The sequence below is a fragment of the Leptolyngbya boryana PCC 6306 genome, assembly GCF_000353285.1.
Lineage (GTDB): Bacteria > Cyanobacteriota > Cyanobacteriia > Leptolyngbyales > Leptolyngbyaceae > Leptolyngbya > Leptolyngbya boryana.
Genome location: NZ_KB731324.1, coordinates 3,166,060 through 3,187,409 on the forward strand (window position 1 = coordinate 3,166,060; position 21,350 = coordinate 3,187,409).

The following is a 21,350-nucleotide window of genomic DNA, read 5'->3' on the forward strand; positions in this document are numbered from 1 at the left end:
GGTAGCAGCGATCGTGCTTTATATGAACATGCTCATCTTTCAAGCGCTCCAATCTTGATAGATTCCAAAAGATTCGACTGCTGAAGTATCCTCATACCCGAAGTCGGTAGCCGACTCCTCGAACGGTTTCGATCGTTTCACTTCCCAATTTTTTTCGCAATTGTTTGATGTAAGCATCAATGATGTTCGAGCCGGGATCATAGGTGTATCCCCAGACTCGATCAAGTAGTTGTTCTCGACTCATCACCTGCATCGGGTGACGGAGAAATACCTCGGCTAAGGCAAATTCTTTAGAAGACATTTCGATCAAGGTGCTGCCTCGCCAAACCTGCCGCGTGAGCAAATCCAGCACAATTTCGCCCGCTTGAAACGTTGTTTCTTTGCCTGCTTTACTTTTGAGAATCACGCTATCTCTCAATTGCACTTTCACGCGAGCAAGAAGTTCTGTAAATTCAAACGGTTTAGTCACATAGTCATTCGCGCCACCTTCTAAGGCTGCGACTGTATCTTCCACTTCATCCTGTGCTGTGAGCACAATGATTCGCAGTCGTTCACCTCTACCTCGTACTTCTTCCAAGACTTGCCAACCGTTTTTTCCTGGAAGCCCTAAATCTAAAATCAGTAAATCAAAATCATGGCTGTGTGCCATGCCGATCGCTTCATGCCCATTCGTTGCGATCGTGCAAGTAAATCCATTTGCTCGAAATCCCTTCTCTAAAAAGGCTGCAATTCGCGATTCATCTTCTGCAATTAAGATTCGATTCATCAATGCGTTCCTCGCAACGGCAATGTGATTGTAAACGTCGAACCTTCTCCAAGTCGGCTACAGAGATCGATATGACCTTGATGAGCTTTGATAATGGCTTGTACGATCGATAATCCCAAACCTGACCCTTCAGATCGTCGCTCACTATTTGATCCACGCGCAAACCGATCGAAAATTCGAGCTTGATCATCGAGATCAATTCCTTCACCCGTGTCTCTGACCCAAAATCGGACGGTTTCTTCAACAATTGCAGAACCAATTGCAATCACATCGCCTTTTTGCGTGTACTGGCTTGCATTCTGAGCGAGATTGAGAACGGCTTGGGTGATGCGTTGTCGATCGCAGAAAACTTCTCCCGTTCCAACCGATTCAAGTTTCCAGCTTCGATCTGCCAATGCCTCAGCTTTCGCAAAAATTTCTTCTGTTAAGGTTGCGACATCATAGTGATCTGCTCGTAAGAAGTTCGGACGCTCAATTCGCATCAACAAGAGTAAATCACTGACAAATCGATTCATCCGTTTGAGTTCGTCTCGGACAAGCGCGATCGTTTCTCGGCGCTCCTCTGGATCGTCTCCGAGTAATTCTAGATGTCCTTGAATGATGGTGATCGGCGTTCGCAGTTCATGGCTCACGTCTTTGATGAAATCTTGCTGGCTTGTGAATGCGGCTTGAAGTCGATCGAGCATCTGATTAAACGTGAGCGTGAGTTCAGCAATCTCGTCTGTTCCTTGAACTGAGAGCCGTTGAGTGAGATCCGTTTCGCTGATGTTTCGAGCCGTTTCTGTCACTTGGCGCAAAGGAGACAGGATTTTTCCAGCCGTGAGCCACGCGATCGCGCTAAACAAAATCAGCCCAACTAAAGTCACTTGCACGACAAGTCTCAGCGTTAGCTCTGCCATGTGATACTGCATCGTTGCATCATGCACCGCAATAATTCTTCCTGGTTGCCCATTCAGCGGACGCATAACTGAGACGAGATAACCATCAAGCTGCTGAGGAGCATTTTCAGGGAGTTGCTTCCAGCGATCGAGTACAGCTTGGTTGTTTTGGACAAATTGCGCAGATTGTGGAGTATGGAGAATCTGACCCTTAGAGAAGACCAGTAGATAACGGTTTGGAGTCGAAACTTGACGGCTTGAGAAGGTTTGAATTGCTTGTGTTAGCGCTTCTGGATTGGAAGGTTGAACGCTAGACTGCTCAAATGCTTGAATGTCTCGTTGAAGTTGTCCGCCTAGCTCTTTCTGAGTCGAGTCACAAAAGATTTTATACGTCGCGTAAACTGAAACAAAAGTAATGCTAGCCGTCAGTAGAAAGTACCAAGCCAAAATCCGCGATCGCACACCGACAAAGCTCTGCTGCTTTCGAGACTGTTTCATTGCAACCCGTCGATGATGCGACATTTGGATTTTACCTCAAATTTTACAGAAACCAATGAATTCCGCTCACCAGATAAAACCCGCCTGCAAGAATCAAGGCTGCACTTCCGAGACGAACAACCCATTCAGAATGCTGAAGTAAAGCGCGGCTCTGTTTGACCAGACCTGTATAGAGACTTGCAAAGAAAATCACGGCTGTATAACCGATCGCATAGCTCACCATCGTAACCGTACTGATGAATTGCGATCCGGTTGCGGCTCCTGCTGCTAAGACTGCAAACAAGACAGGACTAGAGCAAGGCGAGCTAATTAAGGCAAATGTTACTCCTACGCCATAGGAACCTGCACTCGATACTGATGGATTCAACTTAGGGAGAGGTAAGTGAAATAGACCTGCAAAGCTGCACCCCATGAGAAAAATCAACGCCCCTACTGCAATATTGATATATCCTCGAAAATCAACCAGCACAGCCGTTGCAAATGACGAGAACAATCCCAGTAAGCTAAAAACTGTGATCACTCCAAGCGTAAAGAGTCCTGCTTTCGTTGCGGCATCTCGACGTGAATGAATATTGAGTGTTCCGATATAGCTGAGATTGACAGGAAGCAATGAGAGTACACAAGGCGAAATACTCGCAAGTAAACCACCCAAAAATGCAAGTGGAATCAACACGAAAGCATTACTCAGATTTTGCTGCTGAAACCATTGGTAATAGGGATTTTCAATTTGAGAAACCCACTGTCCTAGTAACTCATAGAGGCTGCCAAAGTGAGGTGCAATCAGTGCGAGTCCAACAGCACTCAAAAACAATGCAGTGTAAAAGAAAGCGCTTGACGTTACACATTGTTTGAGACGATCAAGGCGAGACGGTTTTTTCGATAAGGTCATGGCAAATTCTTCTCCACATTTCAAGGATGTTGGTCGGAGTTTCCGTAAGACTCCGACCTCTGAAATTTCATCGCTGGCGGACTTGAGTGATGGCATTGTCGATCGCCTTCACATAAGCTTGAGTGTCGAAGTTCTTGCGAAATGTCTGGATGACTTGACCATTTTTTGGATTAATCAGCGCGATCGTTGCTGTTTGCGACTTGTTCGCAGCAAAGAAGTTTGACAGTCCCAGTGCTCGTGCTTTGGCTTCTGAGGCTTGAGTCTTCCCGCGATCGGTCACATCTAAGATCACAAAATTTGCCCGACCTTGATACCGCTGTTGTAATGAAGTCACAATGGGGGCGAGTGTTTTGCACGCGGGACACCAATCCGCATGAATTTGAACGAGTATCGGTTTATCTTGAGCCGTGGGAGACTGAGCCTGAACAGGTTGGACAATGCTCGGCGGTTGGCTGATCGAATCAGAAGAACGAGTCAGCAGACTGAATGCGATCGCGCTGCCACCAATTCCTAGAGCAATCAAAGGAATGAGATACTTTTTCATAAATCGTTGTTTCCCGTGAGTTGAAGGTTTCAGTTGCCTCACAGGTTCTACTATCGGACTCGGGGATGAATGACAAATGAACGGTTTATGAAAGATCTTTCATGTTCTCAAAACCGTCAATTTTTCAAAGATCTATACTGAGAGAAGAGAAGTCCGACATAGGGAAATCAGCGAATGTCAGCCACACCAAATGCCGCGATTTTAAAAGCGATCGAATCTCTCAACTATCGCGCCACCGTTGGGGATGTCGCGTCGCAAGCAGGCTTAAACATCAATCTGGCAGAACAAGGATTGCTTGTCCTCGCATCTCAAGCGGGCGGACATTTGCAAGTTGCTGAATCCGGAGATGTGGTCTACCAGTTTCCGAAAAATTTTCGCAGTATTCTGCGTGAGAAAGATGCGCGCTTGCGATGGCAAGAACGCTGGGAAAAGATTTGGCGAATTCTGTTTTACCTGATTCGGATTTCCTTCGGGATTGTTTTAGTTCTGTTAATCCTCGCTTCATTTCTAGCAATTCTTGCCATTACGATCGCAGCAAATTCTTCGCGCGATGATAACAATGGCGGCGGTTTCGACATGCCGAATATCTGGTTTAGTCCCGATTTCTTCTGGATTTTCACACCAGATTACAACCAGCGTCGTCCAACCCGCGAAAAGAGTGAATTAAATTTCCTCGAATCGATTTATTCCTTTTTATTCGGAGATGGCAACCCGAATGCGGATTTAGAAAATCGACGTTGGCAAGCGATCGCAGCAACAATCCAGACTCATCAAGGCGCAGTAATTTCAGAGCAAATTGCCCCGTATTTAGACGATTTGGGGACGCAATCTGAGCAAGAATACGAACAGTACATGCTGCCCGTGTTGGCGCGCTTTGATGGTCGTCCTGAAGTCAGTCCAGAGGGACAATTTATCTATCAATTTCCATCGCTTCAAACAACGGTGGCACGTGAAGAGCGGCAATGGTTGCCAGCATTTTTGCGCGAGTCGCTTTATCAGTTTAGTCAGGCGAGTTCTGGACAAATTACTTTAGCGATCGGGCTGGGTGTAACGTTGCTGGTTCTCGCACTCGTGCTGACGGCGATTGTCAGTGGAGGTGCGCTTAAAATTCTTGCCTTTCTCTCGCTCGGCTATAGTGCCGCATTTCTCACTATTCCAACGATTCGATATTTCTGGATCAAAGGGCGAAATCAGAAAATTTTGACCCGAAATCACGATCGCGAATCTCGTGCGAACTTCCTCGCTCAAGCCAGTTCAATGATTCAGCAAAAGCTAGCGTATGCGCGTGGATTTGCAGCGAAGCATGTAATTCAAGAATCCGATGTAATCTATTCGAGCGATCGCGATTTGATTGAACAAGACATTGATCGATCAGCGCAAATCGATGCAGAATGGCAGCGCCGTTTAGAAGGTCGATCTCAACCCTAAACAATTGAGGAGTTAGAGTTTTTCAAGAACTCTAACTCCTCGAAAGGCAACAAATTTTACTATTCAGGCGATGTGCGACTTTTTCATGTCCTAGCAGTTGAAAGTTACACATCGCCCACGATTATTGGTCAGTTTTAATGGTTGTCACTCCAGCGCCACCTCGGTAATATTCCGCCAAGATTTGCAGATAAGTCTTACCCTGACGTGCCATGTTGTAAGCTCCCCATTGGCTCATACCGACACCATGACCAAATCCTCGACCATTCACCACAAATTGCATTGAAGGTTTGCCACCAGCTTTGCTCGCTGCCAATTGTTGAGGGTTAAATGCGAATAAGGTACTTCTCAGATTCAAAGCACTTTGAATTCTTTCACCGGAAACCGTGACCGTTTTACGATCGCCCACAATTCTCATTTCTCGAACTCGTCCACAAGCTGTCGCCCGCACTGGAATCACTTGTTGAACCGTTCCCACCCCAAAAATATTGCCAAGCTCAGCCGCAGAAAGCGTTCTTGACCACTCACTCACAGGTGTGCCTTTATCAAAGTCGTTCTTAACCATTTGTAGGTAAGGACGCGACGATGACCAAACGTTTTCAGAGGGTTCTGTACAGCCCCCGGCAGAGGAATGGAAATACGCTTCCACCAATCGACCATTGTGAACTAAAACTTGTCCTGCCGTTTCGGCAACTGCTTGCAGTGTGCCTTGTGACTCAGTTTGCAGCCCTTTATAAACCTGAGAGGTCTGAGTATCGTAGAGATCGTAAGGTTTTCCCGCCCGAATCGATGACTCACGTCTTTCTAAGGCATAACTCCGAGCCGTTACAGCTTGAGCCTTGAGCGCTTCTTTCGGCCAGTTGCCATTCATTTCTGCGCCCAAGACGCTGAGCAAATACTGCTCTAATTCAACATTATTTACAACGGTCAAACTGCCACCTGAAGCAATCAGCCGCACAGTGCCGCGATACCAACGATTGCCAATCCAGACTACACCGTTATCTTTCGGTCGAATCGTAAGGGCACCGGATCGCCATTTGTCTAATGCCACTTGACCATTTTGTGCCTGTGCAGCAAAACCGTTCATGCCTTGGATTTCGCCTAGCAACGTTGTCTCAGCCGCATCTAACACTTGAGCATTGGTCGAACTGCCAACAGTAATTTGCGAAACGCCATTCTCGATCGCGACTCTTAAATTCACAGTCTCTCTTGCCTCAGCAGGCATGAAGGGCACTGCCCAAAGTAAGAGCGCAAAACCCCAAATTTTCGGACGATTTAGTTTTGCGGCTAGAGACGAAAGGGGCGATCGAAAATTCATTTGATTAACCATATTGCTACGGGTTTTCACTAACAACAAACAGCGGTCACACGAGGCTATCTGGATCAATCTGCCACGATTTCTCGAATTTCTAACATTTGTTAATATATGTCACTTCGTCTCGGCTGTAATCCGGATCACGGAAACCACATGAAATTTTCATCGGTTCTTTGGCTCTGACCGCCTCGGTTACAGGCAAGTTCCTGTGGCAGTATGAAGATAGTGTATTGAGTTCAGGTGAGTCGGCTTTGCAGATCACATTTTTAGGAACGAGTTCTGGTGTACCCACACGATCGCGGAATGTCAGTGCGATCGCGCTACGCTTACCGCAGCGGGCTGAAGTTTGGCTATTTGATTGTGGAGAAGGCACGCAGCACCAGTTTCTGCGCAGTGATTTGCGAGTCAGCCAGATTCGTCGAATTTTTGTCACTCACGTTCATGGCGATCATATTTTCGGCTTAATGGGATTGCTGGCAAGCTGTGGACTTGCTGGAAATCCTCAACAGATCGATATTTATGGGCCACCGGATCTCGATCCCTATCTCAAAGCCTGTAAACGCTACTCGCAAACCCATTTTTCTTATCCCGTGAAGTTTCATCCGGTCAGTCCAGGACTGGTGTTTGAAGATGAAGAATTTACGGTGACCTGTCAGCTTTTGAAACATCGGGTTCCAGCCTTCGGCTATCGCATTACCGAGAAAGATCGTCCGGGGCATTTCAATGCTGAGCTTGCTAAAGAGTTAGGGATTCCCTCAGGCCCGATTTATGGAAAGTTGAAGCGCGGAGAAACGGTCACGCTAGAAGACGGGCGAACGATCGATGGCAAAATTCTTTGCGGTGAGCCAGAAATTGGGCGAAAGGTTGTTTATTGTACGGATACTGTTTTTTGTGAAAGCGCGATCGAACTGGCTCAAGGTGCAGACGTACTAATTCACGAAGCGACCTTTGCCCATCAAGATGCCGAGATGGCATTTCAACGGCTGCATTCAACTTCGACAATGGCAGCGCAGACGGCATTACTCGCTCAGGTGCAGACTTTGATCATGACGCATTTCAGCCCGCGATATGCGCCGGGAAATGCGATCGGCATCCAAGATCTGCTCAATGAAGCACGGGCAATTTTTCCGAATACAGAACTCGCCTCGGATTTTTGGACGTATGAAGTTCCGAGACGAATTGCTGCGACTAAAACCAGCCCAGCGGAATCATCTCGATCGGAGCCGGAAGCATCTCGCCTCGAAAGTCCAACAACTGCACCAGCAGCAAGTAGCCCACGCCCAAAATCAAAGAAATAATCCCAGTCATCACAGCGACAAATTTCGATCGATTCATCATCATTTCCCCAAGCTTCTAAACAAAGTTTACAAAATATAGAAGTATCGAGTCGCATGATCGCAAAAAATGCTGAAGCGGGAATTGTAAAGAGTGATTAAATGGCTACTCAGTAGTGATCGAGGCACTTATGGATTCTGCTGTTGCAACTCGCCTTCAACTTCCCACGATCGAACGCTCAATCGCGCTTCAGACCTACGAACTCAGTAAGACTTACCGCACTGGGTTCTGGATGAATAAAAAAGTGAAATCTCTCAATTCTGTCAGTCTCACAGTATACGAGGGAGAGACGTTTGGACTGCTCGGACAAAATGGAGCCGGAAAAACTACTTTACTCAAAACGCTGCTTGGCATTGTCCGCCCCACTTCAGGACGCGCCATGATTTTAGGTGCATCTTTGGGCGATCGTGCTGTCAAACAGCGGATTGGATATCTGCCCGAAAATCCTTATTTCTACGATTATTTAACGGGTTGGGAAATTCTCAACTACACCGGAGACTTGTTCGGAATTGAGCGATCGCGCCAAAAGAAACGCATTCCTGAGCTGTTAGATCTCGTCGGTCTCGCTCAATCTGCGGCGAAGAAGAAACAGTTGCGGCAATACTCGAAAGGAATGCTACAACGCATCGGTATGGCACAAGCATTAATCAACGATCCAGATTTGGTCTTTCTCGATGAACCGATGTCTGGACTCGATCCGCTCGGTCGCTATCAGATGAGAGAGATTATTGTGTCACTCAAAGCTCAGGGCAAAACTATCTTCTTTAATAGCCATGTGCTATCCGATGTGGAGAAGATCTGCGATCGCGTTGCTCTACTTGCTCAAGGCGAACTCATTGCTCTAGGTTCGATGCAAGAACTCCTTGGAACGGCTGAAAAATATTATGTGATGGTGAAAGGCGGCAGACCAGAAATGTTGCAGCCGTGGCTGCCAGACATGGAGTTTCAGGATGGACTTTGGGCAGGACATCTCAACGGTGCAGCAGCCGATTTTATCGATAGCCTCGCTTTGATGAATGCTCAGTTAATTTCGATGTCGCTAGCTCGTCCATCGCTTGAAGAATTTTTTGTCAAGCAATTGCGCGATCGTGGCATTCATTCGAGTTCGTGAGCGCTAGGCTAGAAGAAAGTTACTCTCTCTCGTTCATGCATTGTCAGCTTTGCGATCGCGATGTCCCCGCACTTACTGAACACCATCTAGTTCCCAGACAACATACCAAACGCAAAAAACTTGATCCGGGTGAAACGATCGAGATTTGCCCGGCCTGCCATCGCCAAATTCATACTCTATTCGACAATCGCCAACTGGCTCAAGAACTCAATACGGTTGAGCGCTTGAAGTATGATCCAGCGATGGCGAAATTTTTGGCGTGGGTGAGGAAGCAGAATCCCGATCGTAAGGTGAGAGTTAAGCAGTAGAGGGGTGGGGAGTAGAGGCCTACTCCCCACCCCCTATCTAATTAAGCCGTCTCCCACAAGCGACGAATTTCATCCGGCAAGAAACTTGCAACCTCTTGAATTCGCTCCTGTGATAGCTCATCTTTCGTTGCTGAAAAGACTGCTGAAACAACTTGCTCTGGTGACGTATTCGGCTGCAATCCTCCTTCTTGTCTGACTCGGAACAAGAAAGTCTCTGACTTAATCTTCAACGGTGGACGGATATGACTGAGGAAATGCACGATCGGATTGGTATCCTCCCACAAATCGGAAACTTCCGTTGCTAGTGGAGTCGCCGTATAAAGCGTTCTGTCAGGATTACCTTCGTCGAGAGGAACATGTAACTCTTGTGAAATATTCTCAACTGCCTCATTCGTCATCATGTCGCGCATGGTTCGGAAGACGACTTCTGTCACATCGCGTGCATCATAGAGGTCAGAAAATCCGCCTTTGAGCGCTACTTTTTCAAGGAATGGCGTATCTTTTGTCGCGATCGGAACAGTTGTCCCAGATTGCAGAGATTCAGGCGGCTTAGCTTCCATTTCTTCGAGCATTTTCCGACCTTTCTCAGTCAGTTCAGCTTTTTTGAACTCAATCAGATGAGGCAACGGGCCATCTGCTGCGCCATATGTATTGGCAATTCTTAAACCAAACTCTTCGCGATCGACAACATTCGGTACATCATCCTGGTTTCCATAAGCATTTCCAGAAAATTCAGCATTGATGTACTGGCGTTGATTGAGAAAATCTAAATGTCCTAGCAGATCAACGGGAGTCAGCTTGATCCCTGCAAAATCAGTTTCATCAAATTTCACCGGATCAGGCCCTGGCCCTTGATCGCTCTCGTCGATTTTTTTCAGCATGATATAAACCACGTCATCCCGGATGGCGATCGGCATAATAATTCTCCTTTATCGCTTAGCCTCTCAACTATTCCGCGATCGACCAAATCCTTTCATCTCTCAGGTGAAGCATTTGCTATCTCTACCAATAGACAGACAAAATGGTTCAAACCTTGGTTTCCCTGCTAAAAGTAAAGAAATCCCCAAGACTAGGGCAATCCCTATCAGGAAACGCTACCGTAACTCTAAACTGGACTCTAGACCTATTTGCTTATGGAAACTTACCAACCTGATCTCGAAACTGAAACGCCTGAAGAAGCTGCGATTACAGGGATCAAGCTTATAGAAGTGATTGAAACTGTCATTGGTAGCTTGGATCAAAACAAGAGCGCAATGGTGAGCCACAGTGAGGGCAGCTCTGTATGGAAATTCAAATACGGCAGCGTAGAAACATTTGTGCAACTGACCGGAACTTCTGACGATGATGCATTTTCTGTTTGGGCACATATTCTGAATCTTCCCGTCCAAAACGAGCCGCAATTGATGCGAAAGCTACTTGAGATGAATTGGCTCAGTACGTTTGAAGCTCATTTTGCGATCGTCGATTCCAAAGTCGCAGTCGTTTCTTCTCGAACTGTTGCAGAGCTATCTCCTGGCGAAATTTCTCGGCTGATCACAATTGTGGCAACGATCGCTGATGATAACGATGATGCTTTGCAAGCAGAGTTTGGAGCAGCCTGATTTGATATCGGCTAGTTGTTCGTCAAGTTGAAAACGGTGGGGAGTGGGGAGCAAGAGCCATTGCTAGTTTTCTCCCTATTCCCCCACCCAATCTAACCGTTTAAAACTCTCTCACACTTGGCTGCCCATCTTTGACTTCGCCCACCATAATGATGTCTGCTACACCGACGAACAAGCCGTTTTCTAGCACACCGGGAAGGTTATTCAACGTCTTTTCTAGCTCGGCGGGTTGATCAATGCGATCGAACTTCACATCAATAACGAGATTGCCTTGATCCGTGACAACCGGACCTGCTTTCTTCACGCCCATGCGAAGCTGAGGCTTACCGCCTAGTTTCTCGATCGCTTTCATCACCGGAGTTACTGCCATCGGTAACACTTCAACCGGAAGCAAGAACGTTGAACCCAAGTGATCCACCAATTTGCCGCTATCGACAACCACAATGAATTGGTCGGCTAAGCTATCGACAATTTTTTCTTGAGTATGAGCGGCACCGCCACCTTTGATCAGATTTTTTTGCGGATCTACCTCGTCTGCACCATCGATCGCGATATCAATTTTCTCGACTTCATCCAAAGTGACCAAAGGAATTCCGTACTGACGCGCTAAAACGATCGCTTGAAACGAGGTGGGAATTCCCTTGATATTTTGCAGATCGCCAGATTGAAGCCGTTCTCCGATCGCCTGAATCGCATAAGCAGTCGTAGAACCAGTCCCCAATCCGACGATCGAATTGGATTGGACTTTGGCAGCAGCGGCATAACCGACTTGCTGTTTCATCAATGTTACGGGGTCTGCGTTCATGATTGGTTTCGATAAAAAAGTTTCCAATCATTCACTCTACTAGAAGAGGGGCAGGTTAAAGCCCAAACTCAGCCCGAATGACAGATTGTTTATATCGATCGCAGCATTTGACGATCGTCCAAACAAATACGACGCAGATCCGGCTAAAAATACATCTGGATTAATGTTGTAAATCACGATCGCACTAATCTGATGTTCGGTATCTGAACGAGAAACGCCTTGCGTAAAATTCTTAAACGACAAGCGATAATCTAATGCGCCCTGCACTTGCGGCGAAATGTCATAGCGCAATCTTGTGCCGATCGTATTGGTAATCCGACTGTCTTCACTTGGATTCGTAAAGCTCGAGCGAAATTCATAAAACGAATCGAGTCGAGCTTGCTTGCCTAACTGATCTTGCCGTCCCACAATCAACTGCACCGCATTATCTCGCGTCAGCAAATCGCCACTCCCTGGACGGCGCAAGCTGTCTTGCACCCATCCCAACTGTCCGAATGTTCCAGGTGCAAGTCTTTGTTGTACTGCAATGTTGTACTGCTCAATGTTGTAGTTAGAATCGCCTTCAGATGCAAATCGGACAATTCCACCGCCTGCTGAGGCAATTAGTCTGGTATTCTCGCCGAGCTTGGGTGTGATGAGCAGGTGAGCCGTATTCGTGAAAACAGTATCAGATTGTTTCAGGGCTTCAAGTGCAGTGATATTGGAGCTAGAAAACACCGACGATCGCACAAGCAACTGCACATCTGGTTGACGACGAGTTTGGGCAGGTCGATCGATGATTTCAATTTCTCCGAGTTCAGATTGAGTATCTTCGGGGTCAAGGGGTTGAATATCGTCTATCGGCGCACGATCCAGTGGAGAAGACACTGGATCGGGTTGGGCAAAACTAGGAGAAATCGTTCCTAGCGTTGCCAAAATTGTCAGCACAGCGAGAATGTAGCGCATTGGAATTTACCAAGTGAATTAATTGGGGCGAACGAAGACAGGAACGCCAACTGGAGAATTGGGATTGGGGTTGGGATTAGTATTGGGATTGGTGTCGGGAGTGATGGGTGGAGTGGTTGGCACAACGACATCTACAGGCGGTTGCCGTTCAGGTCGAGGCGTGGTGACATCGCGCCGATCTTGAAAGTCTCGCAGCGGATCGTCAGAATCGGTTGTGATGCAATTTGTGCTGAGCGTGCTTGCTCCTCCCCGAGCATTTAAGGTGCAGAGTCCTTCGAGTTTGCGTGCTTGCAGATTTAACGCCGCGATCGTGGCAACGCGCACCAGATTTAAAGTGGCTTGAACTTTCGCAGGCTCTTGAGCAATCAAGCTTTCTTGGGCGGGTGCTAAACCTGTCGAAAGTGAACTCGTTTGATAAAACTTTCTCAAGTCAAACGTATTGATTTTCCCAATCACGCCATTTTGTACCGTGACGGTTTCTCCACCATTAATCACAATGAAGTTGCCTTTATTGTCTAAAATCTTGATTGGATTATTCGTGAGATTGAAAAACTGAGTTTTATTGTTTGCACCATCGACGTGAACTACCATGGCTAAACTGCGAGTCTGGTATTGCTCGCTGGTTGGAGGAGCATCGATCGCGCTCGGAGGTAATTCTGCGATCGCACTTCCATCTAATGTCTCAATCCGCGTTGCAACGGTAGTCGGCGGACTCATGATCAAAGCGGTTCCATTACGCAACTGAAACCCGCGCATTCCGGGGATAAATCGGAAAATTGCATTTGAACCAATTCGGGCGAGAGAGCCTTCATTAAAAAGGAGTTCGGCTCTCGATCTCGTTGCCGTTTTAATTGCATCTTGGGGCACTAATACATCAGAGAGTCGAGCTGGACGTGCCGGACGATTGCGCTGAAGCAATTGCGCTTGATTCGTGAGTTTGTAGACTTCACCCCGAGTTAAGAGAGCGGAGGAGGCTTGCACGGGAAGAACACAGGCGAACGCGAGAAAACTTGCCGCAACGATGCCACGTTGAATCGTCATAACAGGATTACCAATTGAATTGATCCATAAAATTTGAATAGGGAGCAGTCGCAAAAAATATGCAGTCAAGCCGTAGTTCTGTTATCCGCTATCTTGGGAATTCGATCCGGAAAGTGAAATACTCTGCAACAAAATCTATCTGTAGCGAGGGATAACTTTGCTGAGAGTTCAACAGGATAGAGAGCGTCGATATGGATAAATAACTATGGCACTCAAACTACACGTTCCAACTCTTAATAGCCCTGAAGCTGCACAAGATATTAAAGACACGATTTTGACGCATGAACCTGACGCAAAAGTAGATATTAATCTGGAGCAAAAAACAGTCACGGTAGAAGGAAAAGCCTCAGAAGAAACCTTCAAACAGGCAATCACGGCAACGGGTCATCAAATTAGTGGATATTAAGGTGATTCTGCTTGAGTTGTAAAAGCTAGAAAGAGTGGGGAGTGGGGAGTGGGGATTATTAAGAAAATCACACTCCAGACCTCGCTTTACAACTGATTTAGGTCTAACACCATGCTCATCAGCTCTGAATAAGAGCGATTCATTTCCAGAAAAATGATAAGGTTTGAATCGCTCCTCAGTCATTTAATTCAATGGCAAAGTTTTATCCGGAACTGACCGAATCTCTTCAGGAATTTATTCAGGCACAGCATATTTTCTTTACTGCAACTGCGCCGATTCAAGGACGAATTAATCTTTCTCCAAAGGGCATGAATTCGTTTCGATGTTTGGATGCTCATACAGTTGCTTATTTGGATCTCACGGGGAGTGGGAATGAAGCGAGCGCTCACTTGATCGAGAATGGGCGGATGACGATTATGTTTTGCAGTTTCGCCGAGAAACCGATGATTCTGCGGCTCTACGGCACAGGCTGCGTCATTCGCCCTAGAGATCATGATTGGCAAGATTTTTATTCATTATTTGAGCCGATACCAGGGGCACGACAGGTGGTGAAGGTTTCTCTGGAGGCAGTGCAAACGTCTTGCGGATTTGGTGTGCCACTGTATGAGCATTTGGGCGATCGAGAAACGCTCGTCGAGTGGGCAGAGAAGAAAGGAGAAGCCGGAATCCAACAGTATTGGCATGATAAAAATCAGGTCAGTATTGATGGATTACCTACGTATATTTTGAACGAGAAGTAACGATCTTTTGCCTAAATCGATAACGATCAGTATGATTCAGAGAAAAAGATACGGAGAGATTGCGATCGCGCATGAAGCTCTCTGTATCTATTCTCTGATTCATCAATTATCATGAGCATCACTGTTTTCTTCTCTTATGCCCACGAAGATGAAAGCCTACGTGACAAGTTAGCCAACCATCTCAGCATTCTCAAACGCTTGGGGAAGATTGAGGCTTGGTACGATCGACAAATCCTACCCAGTACTGAATGGGATAAGCAGATCAACACCCATTTGGAAACCGCTAACATCATTTTGCTGCTCATTAGCGATGATTTTCTAGCATCAGATTACTGCTGGGATGTTGAAGTGAATCGAGCAATGGTACGACATGAAGCGAAGGAAGCTTGTGTGATTCCAATTATTTTACGCCCGTGTGATTGGCAAGGTGCGCCATTTGGGAAGCTACAAGGATTGCCGAAAGATATGCGTCCTGTAACAACTTGGGACAACATTGATAGTGCTTTCACAGATATTGCGAAAGGGATTCGACGGCTTGCAGAAGAATTGGTACGAAAAAAAGAACCTCACTCTGATCAGAAACCTCTCTCCAGTTCAGCGAACTCTGAAACTACCGCTAGCGCTCTAACTCAAAATACCTTTAACATCTCAAACAGTACGATCTCCAATTTAGTTGGATCTGGCTCAATTCATTACGAAACAGCACCTCAGAACAGTGATCCCTAAAACACCTTGCTGAGAAGATGCATTGATTCAAGCAGCCCTTGCTCTATCAATCAATATGCACACTAAGTTCTAAAGGTGGTGTATTAATGCGGATGCAGGTTCCGTTAAAGCAGAACCCATCCTTGCAATTCTGACAGTCAGAAGACTCAGCGCGTTTTGGCAAGCGATTCAGGGCATCAGCCCGAATTAATGCCATCCCTACTTCAGACAAACTTCGAGACTTTAGTAAAGTATCAAAAGAAATCGAACCTTCTGTCGCTAATACCTTATTCTCCTCTTCTGTCAGTGTTAACCCAAGTGCTTCTAGAATTGCAGTGTGAATGACGGTATGGCGTTCTGAGTTACTCATATCGAAATCCAATTAGCTTAAGTTTTCCAGTAAGTGTTAGACACTCAACATTGTTTGTTAATATACATCGCGATAAAATAGGCGGAGCGACGACTCAACAAAAAGTAATTTTTGAGCTTTGACGCGAATGATTCTGGGGTGCATGGATAAACAATAAGTGAAGAATAACTTTGGTCAAGCCAATATCAAGGGCATGAACTGGAAACATGCCGACCTTCAATTTGCTGACTTTCATCAGTGTCAGGCTGGATTGTCATTCACTCAAGGTATTGGCTTGCAGCTTATTCTATACGGACTTGCTGCATTCACTGGTTTCATATCTGGAGTCGCTGGGATTGGTGCGACTAATTTATTAAGCTTACAAAACATTCATCGATTTACCTACTTTCCAGGCGTTGCTGTGCTCATTTTTGTCTGGATTGGAATCGTGATTGCAGTAAAACGAGGATTCGCAGAGTTTATCGGATCAAGTGCGGCACTTTTTTGCGGCGTGGCAATTTTATTTCTACTAAGTCGAAGCGAGTTGTGGGGTAATTTTTTGTTTTCGATCGCGATCACTGCCATTCCTGAGTTAGTAGCCTTGCAACTAGGAAGCATCGTTTCCTTAATCGATAAAGGACTTTCTAAATCCATTGGGGCAATTCTAATAATCATGGCTTCAATTGGCGTGGTCACAGGTCTATCTAGTATTTCACGCTTAAATCCTTATGTGAAACCAGATTGGTTAGATGGTATAGTAGCGCTCAGCCTGCTCTTTGCTGCAACAGTTATTGGCAAAAAAGCAGTTCAGCCGAATCAACAATTTTTAGAAACGATTCAATGGGCATCTCGTATTGTCACTTTGATGGGTGGAACTTCATTTCGTGCTGCTAACCTTGCTGGTGCAAACTTTTCTCAAGCTGATGTAAGACATACCGACTTTCGAGGAGCAAACCTGTTCCAAACTTATTGGTGGGATGTGAAAGGATTAGAATTTGCCCGTTTAGAGCAAACCTACCTTGCAGATGCCAGAGTTCGGAAATTAGTAACGACTCTGAATGGACAATCACAGAATTTTGATGCTCTGAATTTAGAGGGAGTTAACCTCAAGGATGCTATCCTCAAAGGTGCAAGTTTTGTTGAGACAAATTTGCACTGCGCGATTCTCCAAGCTGTAGATTTGCGAGACAGCATTTTGGTGCGAGTCACTTTAACAGGTGCAGATTTAAGTGGTGCAGATTTGACTGGGATTTGTATTCAGGATTGGAGCATCAATAGCGAGACAGACTTTTCAGGGATTCGATGTGATTATGTTTATCGAGAATTTGAGAATAACCAACCTACTAATCGGTATCCTAGCGATCGCGATTTTCAACCCGGTGAATTTGAGTCCCTATTTCAGAAATTGACCAATGCTGTTGAGCTTGTCTTTCAAGATCAAATTGATTGGAGAGCTTTGAGCTTTACCTTTGAGAAGTTCAGGCTCGAAGATGATGGCATGGGGCTAGAACTCAAAGGAATTGAGCAGCGGGGAAATTATTGGATTGTCAAAGTCACGCATGGAGAAGGAGTCTCTAAGCAACAGGTTGAGCAACAAGTTCAGAGTACTTATGAAGATCTGCGATCGATTATGGAAGCAAAAGATAAGCAGATCAATCGATTACTCGGCATTGTAGAAACCCAAACAGAAGCAATGCAGCGGCAAGCCGAAGCCTTAACGAATTTTAGCCAGCAACCCTTTGGGAATCATTTCTTGATCTCAGGCAGTACGATTACCAATCTTGCTGGGTCAGGACAGATTGAGTATCGCGAAGCGGCTCATGGAGTTCGCAGTCTCATCACAAATCAGATTGATCCCAATTCAAATCTACAAGAGCTACTCGGTCAACTCAAACATCAAAACGTCGCAACTACTTCTGCAACTCAGAGAGACTTGATCCAACAAGTTTTATTCTCCGAAGCAGATCGAGATCCGGCGCTAAAACAATTTCTACTAGAAAAAGGACAACACATTCTCGATCGCTTACCAGATGGAGAATTTAAAATCGCAATCCGAAATGCGATCTCGTTGATAAGAAATGACTGAAAGTGCTCAGCGCGGATTGCAATGTCTTGTCTAAAGAAGCGCGATCGCGATCCAGAACTTGAATCTGATGCGATCGCGCAAGAAATATTTCGATCAGAATCGAGAAATCGAGACAGACAAATTCAAACACTCTGAGCTATCCGCGCTAAAGTGAAACAGGAATTTTCAAGGGAAAGATCAATGCGTCGCTGGGTTTCTTGGATCGCGATCGTCTGTTGTTTTCTCGGTTTGACTGGATGCAGTCTGCCCCAAGTCAAAGCAGAAGATCGACTGTTTTTACCGTTGCAAGTGGAATTCTTGGGCAGCCATACCTTGTCTGATAAGCAATTTCAAAATACGGCAGTCGGAGGACTCTCAGGGATTACTTACGATCGTAAAAATGATCTTTATTATGCGGTCTCAGATGATCGCAGCGATCGTAACCCTGCACGGTTTTACACGCTGAAATTGAACATCGATTCAACCCCGCGCCTGCAATCTGTTGAAATTCAAAACGTCACAACCCTGAAAGATGAAAACGGGGAGCCGTTTCAGAACAATACGATCGATGCTGAAGCAATCTCCTTGTCTCCTCAGAAAACAGTCTTCATTTCCAGCGAAGGTGCAGCGAATCAAGGCATTTCTCCCTCTCTTGGAGAATTCGATCTGCAAACCGGACAACTGAAGCGAAAACTAAAACTGCCAGACGCTTATTTTCCAGATGAATTAGGTATCAAACAAACGCGCGGTATCCAAAATAATCGTGCGTTTGAAGCGATGTCACTCAATGCTGGGGCTGCGACTGCACCACCCGCTGAACCCTATCGCCTGTTTGCAGCGCTTGAATCGCCCCTAGTTCAAGATTTATCCTTACCAAACCGCAGCGAAAGCGTTTTGAATCGAATCTTGCACTATCAGTTTATCGGCGATCGCGCTGCTCTAATTTCTGAACATGCCTACCCGCTCGATCCTAAACCCGCGAATACGATCGAATACGGATTGACCGATTTACTCTCGATCGACCAGGGCGGACACTTTTTGAGTTTAGAGCGATCTCTAGGACTCGGCGGATTTCAAGCGAAACTGTTTCAAGTCGAAACTGGAACCGCCAGCGATACTTCCAGGATCGAAACATTGCGCGATGCGACAGGCGTACAAACCGCGCGCAAAGAGTTGCTCCTAGACCTCAATACGTTAGGTGTACGGCTCGATAATTTAGAAGGCATGACTCTGGGAGCACGATTCCCGGATGGCTCTCAGAGTCTCATCTTGGTGAGCGACGACAATTTCAATGGACTCGTGCAAATTACACAGTTTCTCCTCTTTCGACTGACAGGGTTAAAAGGCTAAGTCTTTGTCCCACGCAACGTTCTACAATTTAAGTCGCACGTCTTTTATATATAAATCGCATGTCACACTCTACCGATATCGCCACCCTAGCGCGCTGGATGGCAGCCGATTTTAGCAATCAACAACAGGCATTTGAAAATCCGCCCATGTATGCTCACATTCGAGTGTGTATGCGCCCGTTGCCCTTTGAACTGCCCGGTGGGATTGGATTTTTTGTCGAACAGGCATACGATTACATGCTCAATGTCCCCTATCGGTTGCGCGCCTTGAAATTAGTGGCACATGCCGATCATATTGAAATTGAAAATTATCACGTGCGCGATGAAGAAAAATTCTACGGCGCATCCCGCAACCTCGATCGCCTGAAAGAACTCAGCCCCGACCAGTTTGAGAAAATGCCGGGATGCAACATGATCGTGCACTGGACAGGCAGCAGTTTCAAAGGCAGCATCGAACCCGGCAAGGCTTGTATGGTCACTCGCAAAGGGCAAGAAACCTATCTCGATAGCGAATTTGAAATCAACGAATCGTGGTTTACCAGTCTCGATCGCGGTCGTGACCCACAGACCGATGAGCAAGTTTGGGGATCGGTTGCAGGACAATTTGAATTCGTGCGCTGGGCGAGTTTTGCCGATGAAATCCGAGCATGACGTGATCTAGGATACTTAGACCGAGTGAAAAAATAATTCCCAGGATAGAGATTTTCCTTGAGTAGCGCGGTTTAGAGTGAGATTCACTCTAAGTCGTTGCTAGAAGCGATCTTCTGAGTGCCGAAACCTGATAGATTTGGCAAAGTATCGGCAGAAAAGATTGAGCAAGATGAAAGTCCTAGTAATTGGTGGTGATGGCTATTGTGGATGGGCAACTGCCCTCTACTTGTCCAATCGAGGTCATGAGGTCGGCATTCTCGATAGCTTAGTGCGACGGCATTGGGACAATGAATTATGCATTGATACCCTCACCCCGATCGCACCAATTAAGCAACGCTTGCAACGCTGGAAAGACATTACCGGAAAGACGATCGATCTTTTCATCGGCGATATCACAAATTACGAATTTCTCAGCAAAGCGATGGATCAGTTCCAACCGGATGCGATCGTGCATTTCGGCGAACAGCGGTCTGCCCCGTTCTCGATGATCGATCGCGAACATGCCGTTCTGACTCAAGTCAATAACGTCGTCGGAACGCTGAATTTGCTCTACATCATGAAAGAGCGCTTCCCCGATTGTCATTTGGTCAAACTCGGGACAATGGGCGAATACGGTACGCCGAATATCGACATCGAAGAAGGCTACATTACGATCGAGCACAACGGGCGCAAAGATACCCTGCCCTATCCGAAGCAGCCCGGCAGCATGTATCACCTCAGTAAGGTGCATGACTCGCACAATATCCATTTTGCCTGTCGGATTTGGGGCTTGAGAGCCACTGATTTGAATCAAGGAATCGTCTACGGAGTCTTGACCGAAGAAACCGGCATGGATGAGATGCTGATTAACCGTCTCGACTATGACGGCGTATTTGGAACAGCGTTGAATCGATTCTGTATTCAAGCAGCGATCGGACATCCGCTAACCGTTTATGGAAAAGGCGGACAGACTCGTGGATTCCTGGATATTCGCGATACGGTGCGCTGTGTAGAACTCGCAATCGAGACTCCAGCACAGCCCGGAGAATTCCGCGTCTTCAATCAATTTACTGAACTGTTTGGCGTAGGCGAAATTGCCAGCATGATTCAGAAAGCAGGGTCATCCATGGGCTTGAAAGTTGATGTTCAAAACTTTGACAATCCTCGAATTGAGAAAGAAGAACATTACTTCAACGCGAAAAATACCAATCTGCTGGATTTAGGCTTGCAGCCTCACTATCTCTCTGACTCGTTACTCGATTCATTGTTGAACTTCGCGATTAAATACAAAGATCGCGTTGATCACGATGAAATTCTGCCGAAAGTGACTTGGAAGCGCTAATGAACCATCGAGGGCTGCTCTTATTACTGACCACGATCGTGCCTGGATTGAGTGCGATCGTCATTAGCACGTTCTATCTTTTTCCAGAATGGGCAGCCCTCGATCGCGCTTATCGCAACTATGAGCAATTGAGCCGAACTGGAGCCGGAGCGCGTGAACTCTCGATCGCTCAATCTGCCGAAGTACGTCATCGAATCAACTGCTTTGCAGAAGGACTCGGAGTGTTACTCGGTGGTGTGATTGTCGCGATTGGAGTTCATGGATTGTGTGGATTACCTGAGAAAACATCGAACTAAATTTTGA

The 21,350-nt window shown here is 46.3% G+C and carries 23 protein-coding genes; 13 read left to right on the plus strand and 10 right to left on the minus strand.

Annotated features, from left to right (window positions below; genetic code table 11):
• Window positions 1–91 precede the first annotated feature (91 nt).
• The 4 genes from LEPBO_RS0115900 to LEPBO_RS0115915 are packed head-to-tail and all read right to left on the minus strand — an operon-like array spanning window position 92 to window position 3,575.
• Window positions 92–766: a response regulator transcription factor gene (locus LEPBO_RS0115900; protein WP_017288552.1), complete on the minus strand. Its 675-nt coding sequence runs from the start codon at window positions 764–766 to the stop codon at window positions 92–94.
• Complete coding sequence (locus LEPBO_RS0115905) at window positions 766–2,142, minus strand: sensor histidine kinase (RefSeq protein WP_026148681.1); 1,377 nt, start codon at window positions 2,140–2,142, stop codon at window positions 766–768. The genes LEPBO_RS0115900 and LEPBO_RS0115905 overlap by 1 nt, the downstream gene beginning before the upstream one ends.
• Window positions 2,143–2,185: 43 nt before the next feature.
• Window positions 2,186–3,127, minus strand: coding sequence for a cytochrome c biogenesis protein CcdA (locus LEPBO_RS0115910; RefSeq protein WP_017288554.1), 942 nt, complete (start codon window positions 3,125–3,127; stop codon window positions 2,186–2,188).
• Window positions 3,099–3,575 carry a thioredoxin domain-containing protein gene (locus LEPBO_RS0115915; protein ID WP_017288555.1) on the minus strand — a complete coding sequence of 159 codons (477 nt, stop codon included), beginning with the start codon at window positions 3,573–3,575 and terminating at the stop codon, window positions 3,099–3,101. Before LEPBO_RS0115915 ends, LEPBO_RS0115910 begins: the two co-directional genes overlap by 29 nt.
• Before the next feature lie 174 nt (window positions 3,576–3,749).
• Here LEPBO_RS0115915 and LEPBO_RS0115920 point away from each other — a divergent pair, with 174 nt between their 5' ends.
• Window positions 3,750–5,003, plus strand: a complete 1,254-nt coding sequence (locus LEPBO_RS0115920; RefSeq protein WP_017288556.1) for a hypothetical protein — start codon at window positions 3,750–3,752, stop codon at window positions 5,001–5,003.
• Window positions 5,004–5,124: 121 nt separating this feature from the next.
• Here the strand turns inward: LEPBO_RS0115920 and LEPBO_RS0115925 are convergent, their stop codons facing one another.
• Window positions 5,125–6,330, minus strand: coding sequence for a SpoIID/LytB domain-containing protein (locus LEPBO_RS0115925; protein WP_017288557.1), 1,206 nt, complete (start codon window positions 6,328–6,330; stop codon window positions 5,125–5,127).
• A 158-nt stretch (window positions 6,331–6,488) separates the two neighbouring features.
• Here LEPBO_RS0115925 and LEPBO_RS37215 point away from each other — a divergent pair, with 158 nt between their 5' ends.
• From LEPBO_RS37215 to LEPBO_RS37220, 3 genes are all read left to right on the plus strand, one after another.
• On the plus strand, window positions 6,489–7,613 hold the full coding sequence (locus LEPBO_RS37215) for a ribonuclease Z (protein WP_017288558.1): 1,125 nt from the start codon (window positions 6,489–6,491) through the stop codon (window positions 7,611–7,613).
• Between the two features lie 167 nt (window positions 7,614–7,780).
• Window positions 7,781–8,761, plus strand: coding sequence for an ABC transporter ATP-binding protein (locus LEPBO_RS0115935; protein WP_017288559.1), 981 nt, complete (start codon window positions 7,781–7,783; stop codon window positions 8,759–8,761).
• 35 nt (window positions 8,762–8,796) lie between these two features.
• Entirely contained in the window at window positions 8,797–9,069 is a 273-nt protein-coding gene (locus tag LEPBO_RS37220; RefSeq protein ID WP_017288560.1) for an HNH endonuclease, read from the plus strand.
• Window positions 9,070–9,110: 41 nt separating this feature from the next.
• Here LEPBO_RS37220 and LEPBO_RS0115945 read toward each other — a convergent pair whose 3' ends face one another.
• Window positions 9,111–9,986, minus strand: coding sequence for a DUF2267 domain-containing protein (locus tag LEPBO_RS0115945; RefSeq protein ID WP_017288561.1), 876 nt, complete (start codon window positions 9,984–9,986; stop codon window positions 9,111–9,113).
• A 216-nt stretch (window positions 9,987–10,202) separates the two neighbouring features.
• Between LEPBO_RS0115945 and LEPBO_RS0115950 the strand changes: the two genes are divergently transcribed.
• The gene (locus LEPBO_RS0115950; RefSeq protein ID WP_017288562.1) at window positions 10,203–10,670 is read left to right on the plus strand and encodes a YbjN domain-containing protein; all 468 of its coding nucleotides are present in this window, start codon (window positions 10,203–10,205) and stop codon (window positions 10,668–10,670) included.
• A 100-nt stretch (window positions 10,671–10,770) separates the two neighbouring features.
• On the opposite strand, the gene rpiA is transcribed toward LEPBO_RS0115950, so the two are convergent.
• The 3 genes from rpiA to LEPBO_RS37225 are packed head-to-tail and all read right to left on the minus strand — an operon-like array spanning window position 10,771 to window position 13,461.
• Window positions 10,771–11,475 (minus strand): ribose-5-phosphate isomerase RpiA, encoded by a 705-nt coding sequence (gene rpiA / locus LEPBO_RS0115955; protein WP_017288563.1) that lies wholly within the window; start codon window positions 11,473–11,475, stop codon window positions 10,771–10,773.
• A 39-nt stretch (window positions 11,476–11,514) separates the two neighbouring features.
• A complete protein-coding gene (locus LEPBO_RS0115960) occupies window positions 11,515–12,420 on the minus strand; it encodes an outer membrane beta-barrel protein (RefSeq protein ID WP_017288564.1) in 906 nt (301 codons plus the stop codon).
• Window positions 12,421–12,438: 18 nt separating this feature from the next.
• A complete protein-coding gene (locus LEPBO_RS37225; protein ID WP_017288565.1) occupies window positions 12,439–13,461 on the minus strand; it encodes a FecR family protein in 1,023 nt (340 codons plus the stop codon).
• Between the two features lie 205 nt (window positions 13,462–13,666).
• Here LEPBO_RS37225 and LEPBO_RS0115970 point away from each other — a divergent pair, with 205 nt between their 5' ends.
• The 3 genes from LEPBO_RS0115970 to LEPBO_RS37230 all read left to right on the plus strand — a co-directional run bounded on the left by LEPBO_RS0115970 (window position 13,667) and on the right by LEPBO_RS37230 (window position 15,333).
• Complete coding sequence (locus LEPBO_RS0115970; RefSeq protein WP_017288566.1) at window positions 13,667–13,867, plus strand: heavy-metal-associated domain-containing protein; 201 nt, start codon at window positions 13,667–13,669, stop codon at window positions 13,865–13,867.
• A gap of 191 nt (window positions 13,868–14,058) precedes the next feature.
• Complete coding sequence (locus LEPBO_RS0115975) at window positions 14,059–14,607, plus strand: pyridoxamine 5'-phosphate oxidase family protein (protein WP_017288567.1); 549 nt, start codon at window positions 14,059–14,061, stop codon at window positions 14,605–14,607.
• Window positions 14,608–14,718: 111 nt separating this feature from the next.
• Entirely contained in the window at window positions 14,719–15,333 is a 615-nt protein-coding gene (locus LEPBO_RS37230; protein ID WP_017288568.1) for a toll/interleukin-1 receptor domain-containing protein, read from the plus strand.
• Window positions 15,334–15,379: 46 nt separating this feature from the next.
• On the opposite strand, the gene LEPBO_RS0115985 is transcribed toward LEPBO_RS37230, so the two are convergent.
• Window positions 15,380–15,682, minus strand: coding sequence for a hypothetical protein (locus tag LEPBO_RS0115985; RefSeq protein ID WP_017288569.1), 303 nt, complete (start codon window positions 15,680–15,682; stop codon window positions 15,380–15,382).
• Window positions 15,683–15,839: 157 nt separating this feature from the next.
• Here LEPBO_RS0115985 and LEPBO_RS0115990 point away from each other — a divergent pair, with 157 nt between their 5' ends.
• From LEPBO_RS0115990 to LEPBO_RS0116015, 5 genes are all read left to right on the plus strand, one after another.
• Window positions 15,840–17,747, plus strand: a complete 1,908-nt coding sequence (locus LEPBO_RS0115990) for a pentapeptide repeat-containing protein (RefSeq protein WP_086371015.1) — start codon at window positions 15,840–15,842, stop codon at window positions 17,745–17,747.
• Between the two features lie 180 nt (window positions 17,748–17,927).
• Entirely contained in the window at window positions 17,928–19,076 is a 1,149-nt protein-coding gene (locus tag LEPBO_RS0116000) for an esterase-like activity of phytase family protein (protein ID WP_017288572.1), read from the plus strand.
• A gap of 59 nt (window positions 19,077–19,135) precedes the next feature.
• Window positions 19,136–19,726 (plus strand): chromophore lyase CpcT/CpeT, encoded by a 591-nt coding sequence (locus LEPBO_RS0116005; protein WP_017288573.1) that lies wholly within the window; start codon window positions 19,136–19,138, stop codon window positions 19,724–19,726.
• 169 nt (window positions 19,727–19,895) lie between these two features.
• Window positions 19,896–21,047 (plus strand): NAD-dependent epimerase/dehydratase family protein, encoded by a 1,152-nt coding sequence (locus LEPBO_RS0116010; protein ID WP_017288574.1) that lies wholly within the window; start codon window positions 19,896–19,898, stop codon window positions 21,045–21,047.
• Window positions 21,047–21,343 carry a hypothetical protein gene (locus LEPBO_RS0116015; RefSeq protein WP_017288575.1) on the plus strand — a complete coding sequence of 99 codons (297 nt, stop codon included), beginning with the start codon at window positions 21,047–21,049 and terminating at the stop codon, window positions 21,341–21,343. Before LEPBO_RS0116010 ends, LEPBO_RS0116015 begins: the two co-directional genes overlap by 1 nt.
• Window positions 21,344–21,350: the final 7 nt, after the last annotated feature.